This is a genomic window from Oenococcus kitaharae (genome assembly GCF_025758695.1).
In the GTDB taxonomy this organism is placed as follows: Bacteria; Bacillota; Bacilli; order Lactobacillales; family Lactobacillaceae; genus Oenococcus; species Oenococcus kitaharae_A.
Map to the genome: position 1 here is coordinate 425421 of NZ_JANJQP010000002.1, position 20619 is coordinate 446039.

18 protein-coding genes and 1 riboswitch are annotated in these 20619 nt (G+C 40.7%); of the genes, 11 read left to right on the plus strand and 7 right to left on the minus strand.

Translation table 11 applies throughout. The features are described 5' to 3' along the window. Positions 1-7: 7 nt before the first annotated feature. Together NRF22_RS05535 and NRF22_RS05540 are read right to left on the minus strand one after the other, a co-directional pair. Positions 8-1327, minus strand: coding sequence for a PTS transporter subunit IIC (locus tag NRF22_RS05535; protein ID WP_263779582.1), 1320 nt, complete (start codon positions 1325-1327; stop codon positions 8-10). A gap of 1 nt (position 1328) precedes the next feature. Continuing rightward, positions 1329-1787: a PTS sugar transporter subunit IIA gene (locus NRF22_RS05540; RefSeq protein ID WP_263779583.1), complete on the minus strand. Its 459-nt coding sequence runs from the start codon at positions 1785-1787 to the stop codon at positions 1329-1331. 134 nt (positions 1788-1921) lie between these two features. On the opposite strand from NRF22_RS05540, the gene NRF22_RS05545 reads away from it, so the two are divergent. From NRF22_RS05545 to NRF22_RS05555, 3 genes are all read left to right on the plus strand, one after another. Continuing rightward, complete coding sequence (locus NRF22_RS05545; protein WP_263779586.1) at positions 1922-2764, plus strand: MurR/RpiR family transcriptional regulator; 843 nt, start codon at positions 1922-1924, stop codon at positions 2762-2764. 8 nt (positions 2765-2772) lie between these two features. Next, a complete protein-coding gene (locus tag NRF22_RS05550) occupies positions 2773-2967 on the plus strand; it encodes a hypothetical protein (RefSeq protein ID WP_263779587.1) in 195 nt (64 codons plus the stop codon). 331 nt (positions 2968-3298) lie between these two features. Continuing rightward, positions 3299-3706, plus strand: coding sequence for a hypothetical protein (locus NRF22_RS05555; protein WP_263779590.1), 408 nt, complete (start codon positions 3299-3301; stop codon positions 3704-3706). 402 nt (positions 3707-4108) lie between these two features. On the opposite strand, the gene NRF22_RS05560 is transcribed toward NRF22_RS05555, so the two are convergent. Then, a complete protein-coding gene (locus NRF22_RS05560) occupies positions 4109-4267 on the minus strand; it encodes a ribbon-helix-helix domain-containing protein (RefSeq protein ID WP_263779591.1) in 159 nt (52 codons plus the stop codon). Between the two features lie 118 nt (positions 4268-4385). Between NRF22_RS05560 and NRF22_RS05565 the strand changes: the two genes are divergently transcribed. Both NRF22_RS05565 and NRF22_RS05570 read left to right on the plus strand, forming a co-directional pair. Next, positions 4386-5681, plus strand: a complete 1296-nt coding sequence (locus NRF22_RS05565) for a glycosyltransferase (RefSeq protein ID WP_263779593.1) — start codon at positions 4386-4388, stop codon at positions 5679-5681. 5 nt (positions 5682-5686) lie between these two features. Beyond that, positions 5687-5869 carry a hypothetical protein gene (locus tag NRF22_RS05570; protein WP_263779595.1) on the plus strand — a complete coding sequence of 61 codons (183 nt, stop codon included), beginning with the start codon at positions 5687-5689 and terminating at the stop codon, positions 5867-5869. 289 nt (positions 5870-6158) lie between these two features. Here NRF22_RS05570 and NRF22_RS05575 read toward each other — a convergent pair whose 3' ends face one another. From NRF22_RS05575 to NRF22_RS05590, 4 genes are all read right to left on the minus strand, one after another. Continuing rightward, positions 6159-8792: a glycoside hydrolase family 38 C-terminal domain-containing protein gene (locus tag NRF22_RS05575; RefSeq protein ID WP_263779596.1), complete on the minus strand. Its 2634-nt coding sequence runs from the start codon at positions 8790-8792 to the stop codon at positions 6159-6161. A 3-nt stretch (positions 8793-8795) separates the two neighbouring features. Continuing rightward, positions 8796-10733, minus strand: a complete 1938-nt coding sequence (gene mngA / locus NRF22_RS05580) for a PTS 2-O-a-mannosyl-D-glycerate transporter subunit IIABC (RefSeq protein ID WP_263779598.1) — start codon at positions 10731-10733, stop codon at positions 8796-8798. 105 nt (positions 10734-10838) lie between these two features. Next, positions 10839-11585 carry a MurR/RpiR family transcriptional regulator gene (locus NRF22_RS05585; protein ID WP_263779599.1) on the minus strand — a complete coding sequence of 249 codons (747 nt, stop codon included), beginning with the start codon at positions 11583-11585 and terminating at the stop codon, positions 10839-10841. 79 nt (positions 11586-11664) lie between these two features. After that, a complete protein-coding gene (locus NRF22_RS05590) occupies positions 11665-12663 on the minus strand; it encodes an NAD(P)-dependent oxidoreductase (protein ID WP_263779601.1) in 999 nt (332 codons plus the stop codon). Between the two features lie 193 nt (positions 12664-12856). On the opposite strand from NRF22_RS05590, the gene NRF22_RS05595 reads away from it, so the two are divergent. The 6 genes from NRF22_RS05595 to NRF22_RS05620 all read left to right on the plus strand — a co-directional run bounded on the left by NRF22_RS05595 (position 12857) and on the right by NRF22_RS05620 (position 20374). Continuing rightward, positions 12857-13096 (plus strand): hypothetical protein, encoded by a 240-nt coding sequence (locus NRF22_RS05595; RefSeq protein WP_263779602.1) that lies wholly within the window; start codon positions 12857-12859, stop codon positions 13094-13096. A 400-nt stretch (positions 13097-13496) separates the two neighbouring features. Beyond that, positions 13497-17063: a GW dipeptide domain-containing protein gene (locus tag NRF22_RS05600; RefSeq protein WP_263779603.1), complete on the plus strand. Its 3567-nt coding sequence runs from the start codon at positions 13497-13499 to the stop codon at positions 17061-17063. A gap of 175 nt (positions 17064-17238) precedes the next feature. After that, a riboswitch (TPP riboswitch) is annotated at positions 17239-17328 on the plus strand. A gap of 151 nt (positions 17329-17479) precedes the next feature. After that, entirely contained in the window at positions 17480-18058 is a 579-nt protein-coding gene (locus NRF22_RS05605; RefSeq protein ID WP_263779604.1) for an ECF transporter S component, read from the plus strand. Further along, positions 18055-18354: an MTH1187 family thiamine-binding protein gene (locus NRF22_RS05610; RefSeq protein WP_263779606.1), complete on the plus strand. Its 300-nt coding sequence runs from the start codon at positions 18055-18057 to the stop codon at positions 18352-18354. The genes NRF22_RS05605 and NRF22_RS05610 overlap by 4 nt, the downstream gene beginning before the upstream one ends. Then, positions 18351-19727, plus strand: coding sequence for an ABC transporter ATP-binding protein (locus NRF22_RS05615; RefSeq protein WP_263779608.1), 1377 nt, complete (start codon positions 18351-18353; stop codon positions 19725-19727). Before NRF22_RS05610 ends, NRF22_RS05615 begins: the two co-directional genes overlap by 4 nt. Before the next feature lie 5 nt (positions 19728-19732). After that, the gene (locus tag NRF22_RS05620; RefSeq protein ID WP_318528713.1) at positions 19733-20374 is read left to right on the plus strand and encodes an energy-coupling factor transporter transmembrane component T; all 642 of its coding nucleotides are present in this window, start codon (positions 19733-19735) and stop codon (positions 20372-20374) included. The last annotated feature ends 245 nt before the right edge of the window (positions 20375-20619 follow it).

Sequence of the window (20619 nt, forward strand, 5' to 3'; positions counted from 1 at the left end):
TAATTTTTTAGAATCCTACAATCACACCACGAACTAATTTCAAAAGATACATAATCGGCATCCACACGACGGCATAGTCAATATTGGACCAGGTTAGACCGCTACCATAGACCGCGCCGGTCAGTGGGTAGAACAAGATGACAGCGGCTGATGAGATAATACCGGTTACTAAGCCGGCTGCAATAGCGCCACGCCAACCACCGGCCTTGTTTCCAAAGACTCCCATGACATTGCCATCAAAATACATAATGATCGGACTCGGAAAGACTATGACAGGCGAATGAAAAACAATAGTAGCGATAGTCACTAAGATACAACCGACAGTTGAGCCCAAGAATCCGAACATGCCGCCCATAGGGGAGTATGGGAAAATGGTTGGTGCGTCAAGAGCCGGAATGGCACCGGGCAGAAATTTATCAGAAATACCTTTGAAGGCTGGAACGATTGAGTTGATAAACATCCTGACGCCTTGAAGCAAAACGACGATACCAGCCGTGAATGTGAATCCTTCGAGAATTAACCAAATAATCCAGTTGGTCGAACCGGCACCGGTGCCAGCTAGTGTCTGGATTCCTTTTTGCCCAACGGCTAATCCGATACCAATGAAGATGATTGGCATCAAGAAGAACAAGACGATCGTATTGTCACGGAACATTGAGGCCCATTTTGGTAGTTTCATATTGTCGGCATCTTGTTCAGGCTTTGCACTGCCAAACCATTTGCCGATGAAATGAGCAATGATCGAACCCACTTGATCCATGAAGCCTAGTGTTGAGACATCGTGCATCCAAGGACGAGCCAAGATTCTCGTAATGGCTGGTGAGTAGGTATAATACGCTGCGTTTAAAATGGTACCGACTACAATTGTCCAAAAACTATTCGTTTTTAAGACAATTGGCAGGGTCACATTCATAAAAGCCGCATGATAGAGCATGAGGTGAGCTGTCAGGTAGGCGTTTTTGAACACCTGATGGCGTGCCAATCTCACTAGCAGCAAGTGCAAAAAGAATGCTAAAAGAAAAGTAATGACGGTATTCTTAGCAATTGTGCCAAATCTTAAAACTACGCCAAAGACTGCGTCGTTCGTCGGCAAAACGCCTCTGACGTGTAGTGTCTGGTTTAGCTTTGTGACGACTGGTGAGAGTGAACTGATCAGTATACCGGCCCCCGAAGATAGAACAGTCAAACCTATAATTGTTTTAACGGTTCCATCAATTACCTGAGGGAACTTCTTTTTTTGTAAAAGTAATCCTATTAAAGCAATCAGACCAAGAAATATGGTTTCATTGCTGAGGACTTGATAGACAAGAAAATTGATTATTTTCATGTTAAAAATCTCCGTTTATTTGTTGCGCAACTTTCGTTGCTTCATCTGATGTGGTCATTTGACGCAAAGAGGTTAAATTCTTTGAATCATTAAGAAATGACACCAGTTTTTGCAAGAGAGCTAAGTGATCAACATTGTTAATCGAAGCGAGGATTACAATTAAATCCACTGGGTCATTATCTTTGTTGCCAAATTTAACCGCTTTGTCCAAAGTTGTAATCGAAAATCCTGTTTTTTTAACCGCACTGGACGGTCTGGCATGGCCCAACGCTAGGCCAGGCGAAATAACAATATACGGCCCCAACTTTTTGACAGAGTCGATCATGCTCTGAACATAATCTGCTGTAATGTATTTCTGATCTAATAGCGGTTTGGCCGCTAACCGAAGAGCTGATTGCCAATCTTCGGCATGCTTTTTCAGTTGTATTTGATCAGGTAATAATCTTGGAATGACTTCCATTTCTCCTCCAATGCGTCTATGATATGAAAAAATAAGTCATAAAAAGTATAATTTAATTGATTCGTTTTTTCATTTACTATTATAAACGAAAACGCTTTCATTGCAATGATAAAACGTTTTCTTGGAGGATTGAAATGGAACTGAGTATTGTTAAAAGAATCAAAAGCATTTATCCAAAATTAAGCTCAGGCCAAAAAAAGGTCGCAGATTATCTGACTCTTGCAAATAATGAGATTCCTGTAAATGTGAGTTCTTTTTCTGCAGCAAGCGGTGTTTCAATATCGACGATTTCTCGTTTTATTCGTCGACTGGGTTATACGGATTTTGCGCAATTCAAATGGGATTTTACCAATCAAATTAACTCAAAGAATTTGTCTGATGTTTCGATTAGCGAGGGTGACAGTCCAATGATGGTGGCTAAGAAGACTTTCGACGAAAACATTGCCACACTTAATGGGACTTTCAATTTGATGAAAGAAAAGGATCTCACCAAAGCAACGGACATGATTGTAAAATCCCACGAACTCGCTTTTTTTGGATTAGGCGGGTCCAATATTGTGGCTTTGGATGCCTATCATAAATTTTTGCGAGTGCCTCTAACTTTGATTTATGATACGGAATATCATATGGCTTTGATGCAGACAACTCGACTAACAGATCAAGATTGTGCTGTGATTATTTCCCATACCGGTAATGATTCTGACACATTGGAATTAGCAGAATCGTTAGCGGAACGCCATGTTCCAATGATCGTTATTACAAGTTTTCCGAGTTCACCGCTAGCGGCATTCGGGCAGGTCTGCTTTTTCTCGGTTTCTGAAGATTTTCAATTTCGATCCGAGGCTTTAATTTCTTTGACTTCCCAAATTGCCATTAATGATTGTCTCTATATGCTTGTCGCTCAGCGCTTCGGCCATTCTGCTGATCGGATTCTTCAAGGCATTCGATCAACGATATCGAAAAAGCATATGGCATGATGAACCTTGTGATTAAGATCAAAATCAAGAAGGGCGAAAATAAGACTGTGCTAGGACAAAATCTTCAGGCTGGCAAACATCGGAATTTTTATCCGGCGTCACAGCAATATGGTTTAAAGAAAGGCGACACGGCTTTGTTCAAAGTTAAGAAGGCTAAGTCTATATTTAATTCTTGGCTGATCTCCGGGGATGTGGAGAAATAAGTTCGCCATATGCCGATTGCGTGCTAGATAGATTCCTTGAGTTATACTAAAGAAATTACGATTTTTTCTTGACAATTCTATTTATGGCTAGTATCATCTTTTCTTGTCGGGTTTATTAATATCCCTTCCAAAAAAATAAAATTTTAGATAGGTTGTTATGATTAAAATTAAAAAGTATCTGATTGTTTCTGGTGTAGCTTTGCTACTTTTGTCAGCGGGAGCTGGCGTTAAGTCTTTTGCCGATAGCGTTTGAGCCGGACACGTTAATGTCGCACAGACCAAGTCTGATATTGATACCTTGGTTTCTAGAGTTCAAAATAAAAACACGCAGTTGACTAACTTAAATTCACAGCTTTCTCAAGCAACGAATGATTTAAATACCGCGAAGGGAAATGTAACCTCATTGACGAGTCAATTAGCTTCTCTTCAAAGCCAGTTAACTGATGCTAATAACCAAAGTGCTTCATATCAGTCTCAGATCCAACAAAAAATTGCCGAGACGCAACAAGCAATCGCGGATGGCAACAACAAAGTCGCCGCTAAACAACAAGAAGTTGATGCGGCTAACAATCAATTAGCTGCCGCTCAGCAAAGTCTTAACGATTTAAACAACAAGCTGACCGCTTTGCAACAACAAGTCGATTCTGGAAAAAAAGATAGCTCCGATTTATCTGATGCGATCCAAGATGTTCAGCAATTGCAACAGTACGCCGATAATGCGGTTCAGAGCAATCAATAAGCGAATTTACCGAATCATTATATTTATCATATGATATTCAAACGCCTAGTCTTGATTAGGCGTTTTTTTATACTCATTTATGAGATCTGGAATTTCTCTCGTTATAAAGCTTTTGTCACTCCATCAAGATTCACACAGTGTCATGGCCAACTCTGCATCTGCGTTTGTTAGAAATTGCTTCTTCGCTGCTTGTTACTAAAAGTTCATGATAAGCATTTTATCGATAGATACATTTGTAGTGCTGAGTCTCTGTGGAATATTTGGCATAGGTACCCCTAACGTATGATAAAAAGATAAAAACGTTCCGGCAACTAGTCATCAAAAAAACTCTCGAAATATCTCGGGAGTTTTTGATTGCGCTTAAAACAATTTGCAATCGAATTTATTTTATTTTGAAACCATTCAAATTAACCCTTGATCGATCTTTTTCTTTTCTTCGACAATCAAATCCTCAATGGCCTTTTCTACCAAGCGGGATTGCGGAATCATGGTTTCTTTTGAAATTGTCTTGAGTTCAGCTATGAGGTCTTCCTCAAGCGCAAATGTAATTCGTTTCTTCATAGAATAAGTATACAACAAAATTTACAACAAAGTTATTGTATTTGCCATACAAGTAATGTACAATAACTTTATTGGTTATGCAACAACGTTATTGATTAAATTCTAAGGAGAATCAGGAATGTTGAAAAAGGTTACTTACCAGGATGCGGTAAACAATCGAATTTTTAATGACAATGTATCAAAGCGAATTGCGCTGGTAATTCCCGCACATAATGAGGCCGATACAATAGGGAACGTGCTTAAAAGCGTTGCGGAGCAAGTGGGTATTGCAGATCATATTCTCGATATTTTCATTGCGCTGGACAACTGTACAGATGGTACTGAACAAGAGATAGCCAAGTATGCTGATCAATTGAATCTCTATCTGCTCAAGACCGTTAACAATAAGGAACGTAAGTCGGGTGCGTTAAATCAAGTATACCGTCTGTTCTTCGGAGATCTGACAAATGAAGCTTTGTCTGATCAGCATTTAAAAGCCGTAGCTAATATTGATGCTTTTGTTGGCATGGATGCGGATGTTTATTTAGCTAAGGATTGTTTATTGACTTTGTATCAGGAGCTCATTGACCAATACAAGACCGGTGCTGTCAGTGCGAATTATCAGTGTCTGCTCCCCGAAAGCATCAATGTCATTCCACGGAATGATCCTAATCGGGAATATTTATTAAAACACGGTAAATTTGGCGGCCCCTTATCACGTTTTTATGCCGTTGCACAGAATGTCGAGTTTTCGACTTGGACAATCAAACAAAAAGTGAATAATCATACAGCACAGATCGCCGGCGGCCAGTGTTCTATGTTTCGCCCGGAAACATTAAGAGATATTTACCGACATTTTAAAATGAACGGTATTTATTCCAATGAAAGCGATACAGAAGATTTGCTGCTGACACAGCAGATTCGAGAAGTCGGCTGGCAATGCAAAATTAGTGATTCGGCTCGCTGTTATGTGGACTCGATGACCACTTTCCGCAGCTTATATAATCAACGGAAAAAGTGGGAAGCCGGTATAATTCAATATATGACCAAAGCTGGTGTGTCGACTGCTTATGCGCGTCAGCTGTGGAGTCAAGAATTATTGATGGGCTTTAACCTGTTGATCAGAATTATGCTGGTTATTCTAATCCCTGTTGCGCTGCTGCTTCACGAATTTGTCTGGTCTTATATCTGGTTCTTGCCAATTCTTGTCTCAGCGATGCTTAACACGGTGGCGACAATTAAGACGCCAAATAAGCGATGGGTAGATGTGCTCTTCGCTTTGACGACGATCCCGGCCGAACTGACGATTTGGTTCAAAATTATTGTTCACCTATCCAGCTGGCGCGACTCATTTAGGATTGAGAAGGTTGATGGTTGGGCACTTCAGTATCAAGCTGAAAATGGTACTTTGAAACATAACTACAATTGGCTGTAATCATCATGACTTTGATAGCGGCTATCGTGGTTGGCTTCTATTTCAAATGGCTGAGTGTGGATTTGCTGGTCACGACGGTCAAACCATATTTGCATGCTGCCTTCAATATATTGACTTATCTAACCATCACGACTTTTGTCTTCATGCTGTTTCAGCTGAGCAAGCTGAGGGGACATTATCGGGCCTGAGGCGCCACATTGAGATGAGGCTTGTGGGAGTTTTATAATCATTATAAATAACGTTCAGGGCCCTCTTAAAAATAAAACTCGAAATATGAAAGCTGATTAGGACAATCGATGGAGTATAGAGCGGTGGTAACCTTGCGCTTGCAAAGTATGATTAACTGTTTGAAGGAACTTGCTCTATAACGCATTCAGAAGCACTGGGGGTTATTTTAAGTCCAATATTAAAACGCCTTTAATTGTCATACTAGATAAAGTAGTGAGAATTAAAGGCGTTTTTTGAATATTGGAATCTTTATTTTTTTAACATCAAGCTAATTAAGTCGAATGCTCCTACTGTCGATTGGCTGGTTTTGCTTGGAAACTCTTCAAGCGCATTAATAATCTTAAAACCCTGATGAAGTAAATTACTTATGTCGACCTCGTGATTGCTGACATTTTGTAATCTAAGGATAATTGCTTTTGGAATTGTATAGGCTGGATAAAGAGCTGTGACGGAAAGCGACGTGTTGATGTTAAGCAATGATAAGGAACTAGGAAGATGTTTAGGATCGTATTCCGATTTCCAAATTTTATTGTCTAATCTGTGAACGAAGAAATTGAAGTTTTGAAGTTGATAGCTAATAGAAGGCGATAGCCAACCATAGGCTGTTTGAGCTAATTGATTGTTATCTAACGGGGGGGTACTTATAAGCAATCCTAATTCAAAAGTGTTATCACCTAATTCTTGTGCTAATGGAGTTGACATCATAGTGTGACCAAAATCAGCTGTATCTCCCGATGCTCTGCCAGGACGCCATTGCAGATTTGATTTTCCAAGTTCACCAGTGGTTGCCATTAGAGTGAGAAAAAGTTCTCCGGCACGGCTCTCATATTCTTTAATTCCTTTCACTATTACGTCAAAGCTTGTTTGGCTGTCTCGAATTCCAACAATTTTGTCAAAGTTATAAATGTTAACAGGTTTTTCTGAGTATTTTTTGTCCCAGTCTGGCGCTATCTCTTTATTACTGGTATCTACAAAACCTCCTTGTATCATTGCGTGAGCTTGAGCAGAGTCAATACCACTATTCAACCTTAGCCTTAGTCTATGCGAAAGGATATCATTGTGGACAATAATTTTAGTATCAATAATTGGGCTCGATTGTCGTAGGGTCAACGAAATTTCACATACAAATGACTTAGTAGTTTTTGGATTCAATCTATCGCTAAGATCGTAAGGCAATTGTGACACCGCAGTGACGCGAAGTGTCTGTGATAAGTTCAGCGGTGATTTCTCTGTCGAAGCCGACATTAATTTTATTGTCTTCTCTGCATCGCCTTTTAATGGTGAATAATCGTAGGTGTCACCGTCGTTAGCTGAATCTAGTAGATTCAGAAAATTAGTTAATCGCCGGTTACTTTTAATGTCTACTAAATTCAGATGGCCATCCTCGAAGGAGACAGAAAAGTACTCATTTTTAATCTGATTATGATTGAGTGGCAGCTTCTCTTCTGGAAGAGAATTGCTAGAGTCTTGAAAGTGAACAACTTTGTATCCTAATCCCGGTAGCTGTACGGTCAGCTCCACTGTCAGAAGCCAATATGCGGGTTCATCAGTATAAGTATAGCCTTCAACGCTACGTGTCCTAGAATGTTCTCTTTTTGGGAAAAAAGTCGAGTTGATTATTTCCGCTTGAGTACCTTCGGAAAAAGTAATGTGTTTTGATCGCGCCATTAATGTCACTGTTTTTCTACCGGAAAATGAAAACGGATCAGTATTAAATATTAATAAGTCGTGGTCAGTGAGATTCAGTCCATAGGCAATTTTTCTAGCAATTAAATTTTCAATGCCATCTGCAATTTCGTTTGCCTCCTTAAACCGGTGGTAGACATCAGTAACGACATTATCTGAAATGCTGCCACCTAATGTATCGTGAGGTTGACACTCAAGTAATTTTTTCCAAAGTTTAATGAATAGGCCATTACCCACGTGAATTCCCAACTGGCGCCCAATGATTGCTAGAGGTTCTACTCTTCGCAATATTTTTTGTTCCAATTCAAAATTGAGAAATTTGATTTGGTGGCGAACTGATCCAATTGTTCTATGGACCCTAGCAAAACCAGGATCGCGTAGTTCGCCCTGATAAGTTGGGAGTTGATCTTCGCTTTTTGTTAATTTTTTGAAAAAATCTGGATATGATGAAATTTTGGTTAGAAAAGTGCTATCTCGGTTTAACTTTTTAACCGTATCTGCAATATTGTGAATAATATTTTGTTGATCAATTCCTGATGGCATTAATATGGTTTCACTTGATGAATTTTGTCTTGAAAATTCAGCAGCTGGGTCATATCTTTTGATCACAAAATCCAATAATCTACTTTTAGATTCCAGTGTTATTTGACCAGTAAAATAGCCAAAGGGAAATGCAGCAGCAATGACCTGTTGGTTTCCTAACCCGTTCCATTTAAAATACACTTGACCAGCTTGCTGTTTGAGATCAAGGCCCCGCCAAAATAGGAAATTTTTGATACCAACTTGATTCAGTATTGTTGGCATTTGCGCATTGAATCCGAATGTATCTGGTAAATAGCCTACCATCATTGGATTACCATATCTTTTGCGTGTACTAGTGATCCCTATCACTAGATTTCTAATGATGGATTCTACATCAGGAATAAGACCATCAGTTTGAGTAAACCACGGACCGATAAAGAGTTGCTTTCTTGCATTTAGCTGGCGTACAATGTCTAGCTTTTCTGGATGCAAGGAAATGTATTCATCTAAAATCGATGTTTGTCCATCTAAAGTAAAAGTAGCCTCAGGGTGCTCTGTCAGTTCTTCCAACATTTCTGTAAAAACTTGTTCGCTAAGGACCTGCGAATCTTGGGTCGTAAAATACCATTCACGATCCCAATGTGTATGATTCACTAAATCAATTTCTTTGACCATACATTATCCTTTCTTCGATGAAGGTGCCGTTTTTAGTGACTTAGATATTTTTTGACTTCGTGTTAGGATTAATAAGATCGTTGATATAAGAGCCCCTAGTAGGGCACTACCCAACCAAATGGCGATGTTGCCAACCAATCCAACATTGCCTTGCAGGAAGAACATTGAAAAGATGCCCGCCCCAAGCATGCTGAGTTTGACTTTAAAGTATGCCACGATGGCTCCGGTTACCATCGAACCAACAATGAAGGAACCGATTACTCTGATAGGATCTAGCATTGCAAAGGGAATGGCCCCTTCTGTGATTCCGGCTAGACCCAGTACCCACGTTTGTTTCCCAATTTGTCTCTCTTCTTCGTTGAATAAATCTTTCCTTAAAACACATGCTGCGGTCACTGAAAACGCTGAGACCATCTTGATGGAGGTGAAAATGGCAAAGGGCGCAAAATTGCCGTTAGCTATTGCTCCTAAACAGAATGCATATGCTGCCTTGTTTACCGGGCCCCCAAGATCAAAGGAGGTCATGATGCCTAGCACAATGCCAAGAATAATCGCACCTGAACCAGACATATGGTTTAGCATGCTGATTAGAGATGTATTTAGCCATGTTACCGGTTTACCAATTACAAGTAACATCAAGATGCCTACCACTAAAGAACCCAGTACTGGATAGACCCAGAACGTAATCAAACTGGACAAGGACCCATTGCTTTTAATATGATTTTTCATCCATTTCACTGCATAACCAGCAATAAATCCTGCTAGCATGCCCCCCAAAAAACCACTGCCAATCATATTGGCTGCGAGTCCGCCGGCGAATCCAGGTCCGAGAGCTGGTTTATCAGCGATAGAGTATGCCATATAAGCTGATAAAACCGGGACCATTAAAGTTCCCAGCATATTTGTTCCAAGTGTTTTTAGTAAGAACAGCCAACTAGTTTGGTTGTTTAGCATGGATTGTAATCCAAAAACTTGAGTGATCACAACTGCGAACACGCCTAACATGCCGCCGGCTATGATAATAGGAATAATGTAAGAGATTCCAGTTAAAATAGAGTTCTTGATTTCTGTGCCTATCGATTGTTTGCTAACATTTGTATCAACTTGAGGGATGTCAGAATTCCCTGGAATATAATTTTTTGACTTTGCTATGGCTTGGTCTAAAACTTTGTCAGCATTGCGAATTGGTTCAGCGACCGGCACGTCAATACTCGGTAGTCCATTAAAACGGTCTAATTCTTTTAGCGCTACATCATGTGCATAAATAATAGCTTTGGCTTCTCTGATTTGTGATGTTGTGATTCTGTCTTCAAGTCCCTTAGCACCTTGTTTTTCGACGTAAATCTTGTATCCCTTTTTTGCAGCAGCTTGTTCTAATGCTTTTGCGGCCATGTATGTGTGAGCAATTCCGGCTGCACATGCGGTAATTCCCAGTAATACAGTATTTACGTTATTATCAGAGGTGATTATCGGTTCGGCGGTTGGCTGGTCACTGAGTAAATTCAATATTTGTTGTGACGATGTAGCTTTCATTAGTTGAATACGATAATCTTTATCTGCCAAGCGTGTAGATAAGGAAGATAAGATATCTAGGTGGACGCCGTCTGCTCCCGAAACTGGGATAGCTAATAGAAAAATTAATTGTACTTGATTACTGGGGTCTAGGCTCTGATAATCCTGAATGCTGTGCCTGTTTCTCAGTACTGCGAATACTGCTTTTTTCACAGTGCTGGATTTACCATGTGGAATCGCAAGACCGTTTTCTAGGCCGGTAACGGATTCTTTTTCGCGATCAGCCAAAGCCTGTAAAAATTTTTTTTCTGAGTCTATCTTGCCAGCCTCATAAAGCTTGTGAGTAAGAAAATTGAAAACGTCCTGTTTGCTTGAAAAGTCCTGATCCAGAAAAATCAGATTAGGCGATGTAGCTTTAGTGAGATCCATAATATTTTATCCTTTCTTTGTATCCGCCCACAAGGATAATGATATATATGGTAATGTAAGCGCATACATTATCAAGAAAAATTACACGCGTTCGATCACACTTGTCTAGATCTGTGTATTTTTACACGTCTCTTGTAGGTATTGCTCTTGTAGAGCATTTAGGATTAGATATAATGGCGCTTTATCAGTTAGATTGATCCCATAAACTTGCCTATTGGGGGAATAACAAAAAAGTTGGATATCGGACATTCTTTGAAGTGTATTATTAGACAAATGTGTGAGACTCACGATGAATTGCTGATTCTGTTTCGCAATTTTAGCGATTTGTAACACATGCTCGTTCTCCCCGGACAAGCTCACTAGAATTGTCAATATGTTTTTTGAAGATTGAAACTCGTTTATGATTTGATTTTCGTAGGTATAAAAAACTGTTTTATGGTTCAAGGAATTAATCGTATTCGCAAAATCATGAACAGGGAATGAGGTTTCACCAACAGCAAAAAGAATTATTTTCTCAGCCTTAATCATTTTGGAAACAATATTCTGATTACGACTTGCGTCAATTAAATCAAAAGTATGTTCGATCAATTGTTTCTCGCTTATAAAGTTTTGTTTTGCATCCTTTATTTTTTTGATATTTCGAAATTCTATACGTAATTCTGCATACCCAGAATAACCGAGTTTTTTGCATAGTCTTGTCACTGTATTTGGAACAGTGAAATTTGTCTTAGCTAATTTTTCAATGCTAAAACTACTGGTGGATGATAAATTGTGTGCAATAAAGACCGCTAGGCTGGTTTCGGCTTCAGATAATTTGTAACGTGAATTTATCAAACGTTCATTAAAATTCATGGCGACTGAACACTTTCTTGTAAAAATGTTTGCATTAGTAGTGTGAAAAACTGTCAGATGGCCGCATACAAGGCGGAGATTAAAAAATTTCGTTATTGCTGTGACCAGATTCTACGAATTCTTTCAAATTATCCAAAGAAAATTTCACCATATTAGCAATAGCGCTCTCAGTATAAAAAGCAATATGAGGCGTTAAAATCACATTTGGCATTTTTGTTAATTGTTGGAACTCAGGGTCAGAAATGGCTTTCCCGCTTTTTTGATCTTCAAAAATATGATTTTCGTTCTCATATGTGTCTAGACCAGCTCCTGCCAAGACACCTGACTCAAGGGCGGATATCAAATCTTTTGTATTAATCAAGTTTCCTCTCGCCGTGTTAATGATATATGGGTGTTTCTGCATTTTAGCAAATGTATCTTTATTAAGTAAATGATAATTTTTTGCAACGCCAGGGACGTGTAACGTGATAATATCCGATTGAGCGTAAAGACGATTTAAGTTGGTGACATATTGTTCTTGCTTATCACTAGAACTTTGAGAGTGAGAGAGAGAATCATAAATTAATACCTTCATTCCTAAGCCCTTGCAGATTCGCACAACCTCTTTCCCAATGTGGCCTGCACCAATTACACCAACTGTCAAAGTCTTCAGTTCCCTTCCTTCAAAGGAAGGATCTTTATGAAAATCACCATTATTGTTTGCATGATTAACGAACCCCATTTTCCGAATTAAGGACATGGCAAGTAGCACAGCAAATTCAGCAATCGAATTGGGTGAAAAAGTTGGAACATTAGCAATATGAATTTTGGCTTTTTGAGCTACGGTTGTGTTAATATTGTCAGTTCCAACATTGCGAAGGGACAAATACTGTATCCCGAATGTTTGCATATTCAAAAATAGTTCTGCTGAATATGGAACTTTCTGCAATGCGCTTATGCCATCGTAATTTTTAGCCTTAGTAACAGTTTCGGGTGTCAGAAAATCATTGCAAACATCCACTTCTATTTTGTTGATCTTGCTCCATTCCTGTACATACTTGTTCTCTTCAGAACTAACGTGGTAAGCAATTAATTTCATTTTTATACCTACTTTCTCTTGCGCACTAGTGAACTTCTGTTTAATCAAGTAAATCATATTATTTTTTTCCAAAAAAATAAAGCGCTTTCATTTTTTTGGTATCATTTCAGGAGGAATTGATGAAAGAACGTTATCTCGTTTATCCGGCTAATTTTCAAAAAGATGGGTAGGGTATATTGCCAATTTTCCCGATGTGCCTAACGTTTTTACTGAAGGAGATAATCTCAAGCAGGCTTTGATTCACGCATCAGAAGTTCTGGGTGCTATTTTAATTGTTGATTATCGGGATGCCTATTCGGTTGCAACTGATATTAGCCAAATCAAAGTTCAGAATCAGCAAGTCGTTTATCCAGTCGAAGTCAATTTAGTTCAAGCGCGCGAACAAACTAAGTCTTTATTGGTTAAACACATACAACTATCCCAGCTGATTTAGCTAAGAGGGCAGAAACACAAGGCATTAATTTCTTCCAGATTCTGACTGAAGCTTTAGAGAAGAAACTGAAAGTCTGCTAATTATCTTTTCTATGTTCTTAATAATTGGCTGACAAAAAATGACCGATATCGGCCATTTTTTATTTATCGTATTTATCAATTACAACCCTTCGATTCATTTCAGTCAGGCATTAACCTGCTGATGATTCACTATTTAAAAATATAATGTATGCGCTTTCAAACCAAAGCGTTTAGTATGAGAATAGAGGTTTGTGCTAGAATTAACAACTGTTTTACTATTGAAATGATATTTGTTGAGTATTTTCTGAGATAGGCAAAGATGTTCTTCTGCTTCGTTCTATTAATGTTTTGAGAATATTTGGTAAGGTTTGGGGCACAGCGTGCAAATTTTAAGAAAGAAACTTTATAAATCTGGCAAAAATTGGGTGATTGGGTCTGTGATTGCGGCGGTGGCCATCGTAACTCCTCAGTTATCAGCATCAGCCGACAGTACACAGGTGCCGCAAGAGCCAGAAACAGCTGAGCAGGTTTCTCAACAGCCGGCCAATCCAGATCCTGCAGCAAAGACAGCGGATCAGTCTTCGACTACGGACACACAGCCTACTAATAATAATCCAGTGACAACAAGTCCTGAGACCGATAGCAGCACAGCCGATGCAGGTTCACAAAATGCCGTTGGCCAATCATCGACAGCCAATGAAGGAACGACATCTCAGCCAGCGGCCAATGCACAACAGCCTGAAACTCCTACTGCGCCTGTTGCGACAAATACAAATAATAGCCGCGATGGATTGACTCATACCGATGCCCAAGAGGCTCGTTCACAATATTTTCATGGCCGTTATTCACAATTAAATGACAATGGCGTTTTTTATGCGGGATTTTTGGACGCATCAATTAATAATTTGACTGACAGCCAGATCAATGCGTTAAATTCTGATCATTGGAATGGCAGCCAAGGAACGCCAAATCTGACCATCTCTGATTTGAACAGTATGAACCAGTCCGCAAACTGGCAGAATCCTAATTATTCCTACCCAGCAGTCGATCCCACAAAAATCCAAAGTCTACCAGCCGCAGTTACGGCCGATACTAGTCCGGATCCTGCAAGCGGTCGTGTCAATCATCAACCAACGCAATTGGATGTCTGGGATTCATGGCCAGTGCAAAATCCAACCGATGGCTCGATTCAAACAATTACGATCGGTCAGCATACATATCAAGTGGTGATTGCCATGGCTGGTGTTGGCGCTAATTGGTCTGACGGGCATTTGTATCTTTTTTATAAAAACGATGATCAAAAAAGCACCGATTTGTCATCAGCTGCGATTGATCAATGGCAAACAACCGGCGCAATTTTTCAAAATGATGTGGTACAAGAGAATTACCAGTGGGGGTATAACCCCGATAACCCTCAGGCACATGTTTATGCTGCTTCTAATCCAGATATCAAAGATGATCGTTTGGGTTTTCATCAACAATATCCGATTGAATCTCAGCAATGGTCGGGTTCGGCTATCTTGAATGCGGATAATACAATTCAGCTTTATTACACCTCTGTCGAAATTGCCGATAATTATTCACATTTAGCGACCGCGCAGCTTGGGTTATATGCGAATCCCGATGATAGCCTCTACACGAAAGTTTTGGATGATCATATTATTTTCGATGCCGATGGTCAGCAATATATGACCAATGAACAAGCTTACAATGGTAAGGTCCAGGCAACGAAAAATGGCCAGCCGTTAATGGATACGGCTCTGCGTGACCCGCATATCATTTTCGTTGCCAATGCAAATGGCGGCGTCGACCGTTACTTGGCTTTTGAAGGTTCGGCACCGATTAACACGCCAGATCATCTCCAAGATTTAAATAATCTATCTTCCTATTCATCGGATTCTCAAGATGCTGTCAATCAGCAATATTCTTTGCTTGCTTCTGATAGTGGCAGTATCAATATTGCTAAAGTTGCCAATTCCGTGATTGGTTTGATTAAGCTGAACGATGACAATAGCGTCACGGTTATGGCACCGATAATTACAGCGACTTTGGCTTCAGAAGAGTTAGAGCGCCCATCGATGGTTTACCTAAATGGCAAGTATTACTTGTTTACCTCGACAAGGATCGGGCGTTCCTCGATTAATAACTCTGACAACGCAGATAATGTGATGATGCTAGGCTTTGTTTCGGATACGATTAACGGTCAATACCGTCCTTTGAATGGCAACGGCTTAGTCGTATCAAGTTCGCAACCTGGCAATAGTAAGACTTTCAATTATTCTTATTTTGCGATCAAAGTCCCCAACAGTAATCGTGTGATTATTACCACTTATATGACGAATCGTAATTTCGCGGCCGGGGCCAATAATTATGCCACCTTCGGCCCTTCTTTTGAAATCGCTATTAACGGGGATCAGACCAGCGTGATTCCGGGTTCTGTCATGGCTCAAGGAGCGATTGCTGAAAGTGCCTCGGCTAAAGCCATTGGTGCTCTTTTGGCCACAGTCGATCATTATGAAGCTGCAATTGTGTCTTCTAATGCGACAAATTATACTGGCACAATCAGGAATTTGTCCGGCCGCGATGAAGGTATCTTTTTAAATGGGCCTGCGCTTACTTCCGCTGATACGAATGTACCTTCTGCTGAATATCATTCTTCGCATTTTCAAGGAGACCGTGTTCAAGTACTAGAGCAAGTATTAACAGTCCGTTCTAATGGCGGCTATTACACATTTTTGAGGGTTCGGGACGTCGATAAGAACAATTTGATATTCTGGATCGACCAGCGAGGTGTGGCTGCTGACGAATATGATTCAGTTATCTTAAATCAATCGAGAAACCAATGGGCAACCGTTGCCAGCCGTCCTTATGATGGTATTTATCTTCTTGGCCCAGCAAACACAAGCGTGGAGACCTCTGCTGCTGGTGGTAACGGGCGGGCCTCTGACTTCAATGGGCATAATGTGTATGTTCTGCAAATCGAAACAACTCACAGAAAGACTAATAATCGAGATTATCAGTATGCCTATGTCAGCGATGGCAACCAGTCTTATTGGGTCGATGTACGTGCATTGAATTTCGCACCGTTTTCTCGTGTCATTCACAATTCATATGGATTGAATTACCAGGCCTATATTGCGGCGGGCATTCGTCACGATGGCCTTTACGAGGATGCTGCGGCCTTATCGACACCTGGCGCGCAAACCCATTTTGCAATATCTGATGCGGTTAACCATCATATCGTCACTGTGCTTGAGTCCGTGGATACTGTTCGGGCTAACGGCCAGCATTATATTTATTTGCGCGTTCACGATCAGAATATTCAAAATGGTGCTGGTATCAACGAGTATTGGATTGACACACGGTCTGTTTCAGTTTTTGACAGCCAATCTGCGCCAATTGCATCAATTGGTCATTATGCGATTATCGACCCTGGCCGCCGCACTGACTCAATCTACAACGCAGGGCCGGCATTGACCAGCACTGCTACTCTGGACGGTAATGGTTCAATCGATAATTATCGTAATCAGACAGTTCGGATTCTTCAGAGTGTCACGACGACGCGCGCAAGCAATAATCTTCGCTACACCTATGTACAGGTTACGAATGGTTCTCAGACTTTTTGGGTCGACGCTCGTTCTTTGAATGTACAGCCTTATGCCACAAGGCGGACAATCACTAACTTTGCCAGTTCAGCTCGGATCATTGAACCTCGGGGACGGCAGGATATGGTTTATACCGATGGTCCGGCTTTGACGAGTGATGATACGGTTCTGCCAACAGCATCGTTAAGCAGTTTGAATTTGCAAAATCGCACTGTGACTGTGCTAGCGGTTGTCGAGACCAATCGCGGCAGCAAAACGAAGCCGCGATTATATGAATATGCACAAGTGCGAGTTACTGGTACTAATCAAATCTTTTGGGTTGACCGCCGTGCCTTGGCTTAAGAACTGTCGGCATTAGGTTATGAAGATGCTGTGATTCCAAGAGATTCAGTTTGTTCAAAAAATAGAAAATTATGTATTTGGAAAAAGGTATGCGATCATCATCAGTAATTGCGTTTGCTTGCTGGAATTAGCTATGATAAACTTTAGATTGTTATTTGATCGCAAATAACCAAAACATCAAAATCTGGGGTGCCTGAAGGCTGAGATTACACCCACATAACCTGATCTAGTTTGCACTAGCGTAGGGAGATTACTTGAGAGATTTACCGCTTTATTATCGTGTGCTCGTTGTTCTGATCACATAAATATTCGGTCGTAATAGATACTTTTCAAGCCAGTCTTCTTACAGAGACTGGCTTTTTTGATGGTAAGTCCTGCATGGCGATGTTTAAAAAATTTTTTTTGGAGGGTATCTTATGCATACAAAATGGTCCTTGCGTGATTTCATTTTTCTGGCTTTGATCAGTATTTTTTTTGGTTTTATTTTTTGGGTATGGGCATTTGCTTATAACGGCCTCGCAGCCGTGCTAACACCGATGGGACTCAGTCCATTTGCCAATGATGCCACCATTGGCCCTTGGCTGATGGCTGGACCAATGGCGGGTTATATCTTACGTCGTCCTGGTGCTTCTATTCTTGGGGAAACACTGGCTGGAATCGTTGAAATGGTTTTTGGTTCACAGTGGGGCATTATGGATATCGTCGCTGGCGCTATTCAGGGTTTTGGGACGGAAATTGGCTTTGCCGCCTTTGGTTACCGCCGCTGGGATAAGACGAGCCTATCTTTGTCGGTTGTGACTGTTACGCTTGTCACATTTATTTGGGATTTATTGAGAAACGGTTACTCACAATACGCATTAGGACTTTTGATTGGTCTGTTTATCACGCGTCTGATTTCAGCTGCCATTTTTTCGGGTGTGATTGTGTATTTCACGGAGAAACTAATTGCAAAATCGGGCATTCTTTCAAACGATAAATCGGAGATTGTTAAATGATTTCTAGTATTGCAGTGCAAGTATTGCCCATCACGGCAGATCGGGACGACGTCATTCGGATTGTCGATTACGTGATTGCTTATATTGATAAAAGTGGTGTTAATTATCAGGTCGGGCCGTTTGAATCTACCTTGGAAGGCGACTACGACCAGTTGATGGCTATTTTAAAAGAGTTGCCCAAAGTTGCTGCTCAAATTACAGATGTACCGGTCATGGTTTATAGCAAAATTAACATGGCAACAAAATCAGATGTACTCACGATTGCCAAGAAAACGGATAAATATCGGGATAAATGACGACCAGCTTAAGCCATGTGACTCTTTCTTATGGCAATAAAAAAATTATTAATGATCTCAGTATTTCGTTTCAGGATGCTAGTTTTAACTTGTTGATTGGCGCTTCTGGTATTGGAAAGTCGACGTTCTTGCGTGTTTTGGCAGGCTTTTATCCGCAGTTGAAAGGTGAGGTGATTGCCGATAATACGATCGTCGATAATCTGCCGGCCAATCAGCGCGCTCGTCATGTTGGTATGCTCTTTCAAGATCCGAATACACAATTTGCTATGCCAACACCCTTTGATGAACTGGTCTTTACGCTGGAAAATTTGCAGGTTCCTCAAGAACGAATTCAAGCAGAAGCACAGAGAGCGATTGACTTTGTCGGGATTAACCAACTGTCTAATTTAAAAATAAATACACTGTCTGGCGGCGAAAAACAAAAAGTTGCCTTAGCTGTCATTGTGGCTATGCAGAGTAAAGTCTTGCTTTTAGACGAACCCTTCGCTAATATCGATCAGCCGTCCAGACGTTATTTACTAAAAAAAGTCAAGCAGCTGCAAGCAGACGGCACGACCATTATTGTTGTCGATCATGATTTATCCGGTTATGAGGACCTAGCCAATCAAGTTTGGCTGATGGCTGACCAAACGATTCAGGCGATCAGCGAAAGTGATTTTAAGAAACGTTTGCCGACTAAACAGGTTTTTGATTTCGCAGTTCCAACAAGGGGCGCATTTGTTTGTGATGATTTAAAGGTCTCGGTCGGGGACAGAAAACTTTTCTCAATTCAGCATCTGCTTTTAGCGGCGGCCGGTATTACACTTTTGACTGGGGATAATGGAACTGGCAAGTCAACTTTGTTTAACGCCCTAACGCGGTTGAAAGATTACGAGGGGGAAATCGCCTACTTAGATCGGGATATTTCTAAATTAAAGGTTCCTTCGTATTTGAAGGAAGTCGCACTTGTTTTTCAAAATTCTGAGAAACAGTATTTGCGAATGACTGTTGATGAGGAATTAGCATTAAGTTTGCAGCAAACGCGTCATCCAGAGAATTGGCAGCCAGAAGCGGTCGCGGCCTACTTGCAGCGTTTGAATATGTCAGGCCTCGGTGATCACATTGTCTATCAACTGTCTGGCGGCCAAAAGAAAAAATTGCAATTGTTTGTGATGCTGATTATGGAAACGCCGGTCTTATTGCTCGATGAACCTTTAGCTGGATTGGATTTTCAATCTGTTAGGCAGGTGGCTGCCATTTTACGTGAAATTGCCGATCGCAAGCGTCAGCGTTTTGTGATCATCAGTCACCAATTGGATCAATTGCTGCCGGTAGTCGATTTTTATCTGCGACTAGAGAATCAGACTTTGCATTATCAGGAGCGTTTATCATGAATGCCATGAACCCGAGTATCAAATTTATTTTAATTCTGATTGTCAGTCTGGAAATCACGGTGATTTTGGATTATCGTGTTAATTTAGTCGTTGCTGGATGTACCATAATTTACTTGTTAGCCTCTAGACTAAGTTGGTATCGTTATCTGCTGCTGATCTTTTTGCCGATCATTCCCATGCTCGGCGCCTGGACATCCTTTAATACTTTTGGCAGCAGGGAGATGGCTTGGGTCATGATGACACGTATCCTAGTTTATGTTTATCTGGGTGCTGCTTTCTCATTTACGACAGATATGGACTGGCTGCTGGATTCTTTGGAACAAAATTTTCATCTTCCGACTGTGTTTATTTACGGTTTGCGCGGCGCACTGTCCTTTGTTCCTCGCGTCAAACAGGAAATTAAAGTAATTCGCGTTGCTGCTATGATGCGCGGCGTCAAAATGGCGCCCTATTCACCGCAATTATTTTTTAAATCTATTCTGATTTCCATGCGCTGGTCGTCCCGTCTGTCGACGGCCATGATTTCTCATGGCTTCACTGAGAATGCGCCGCGGACTCACTTTAAAAAAGTTGTGATCAAAAAAAGAGATATCGTGATTGCGAGTGTACTACTGGTCGTCATGCAACTTGCTGTGGTATTTTTGTAATTTTTGATTAGTTTGACAATTAGGAATTTTGTGTTATCTTGGGAGTCATAGATTTCAAACGACTTGATCCGGAGAGTAGTTTTGAACCAAAGCAGAGAAAGTTGGCGTTTGATGCAAGCCAACGTGCGGGGAGAGATGAACATGGCCGGTGATTGGCTGGTGCGAACCGTTTACGGAAAACACCAGACGGAATGGCCCTCGTTATCGGGCACGCCATTAGAGGCAGCTCATACGCTTTGCTTTAG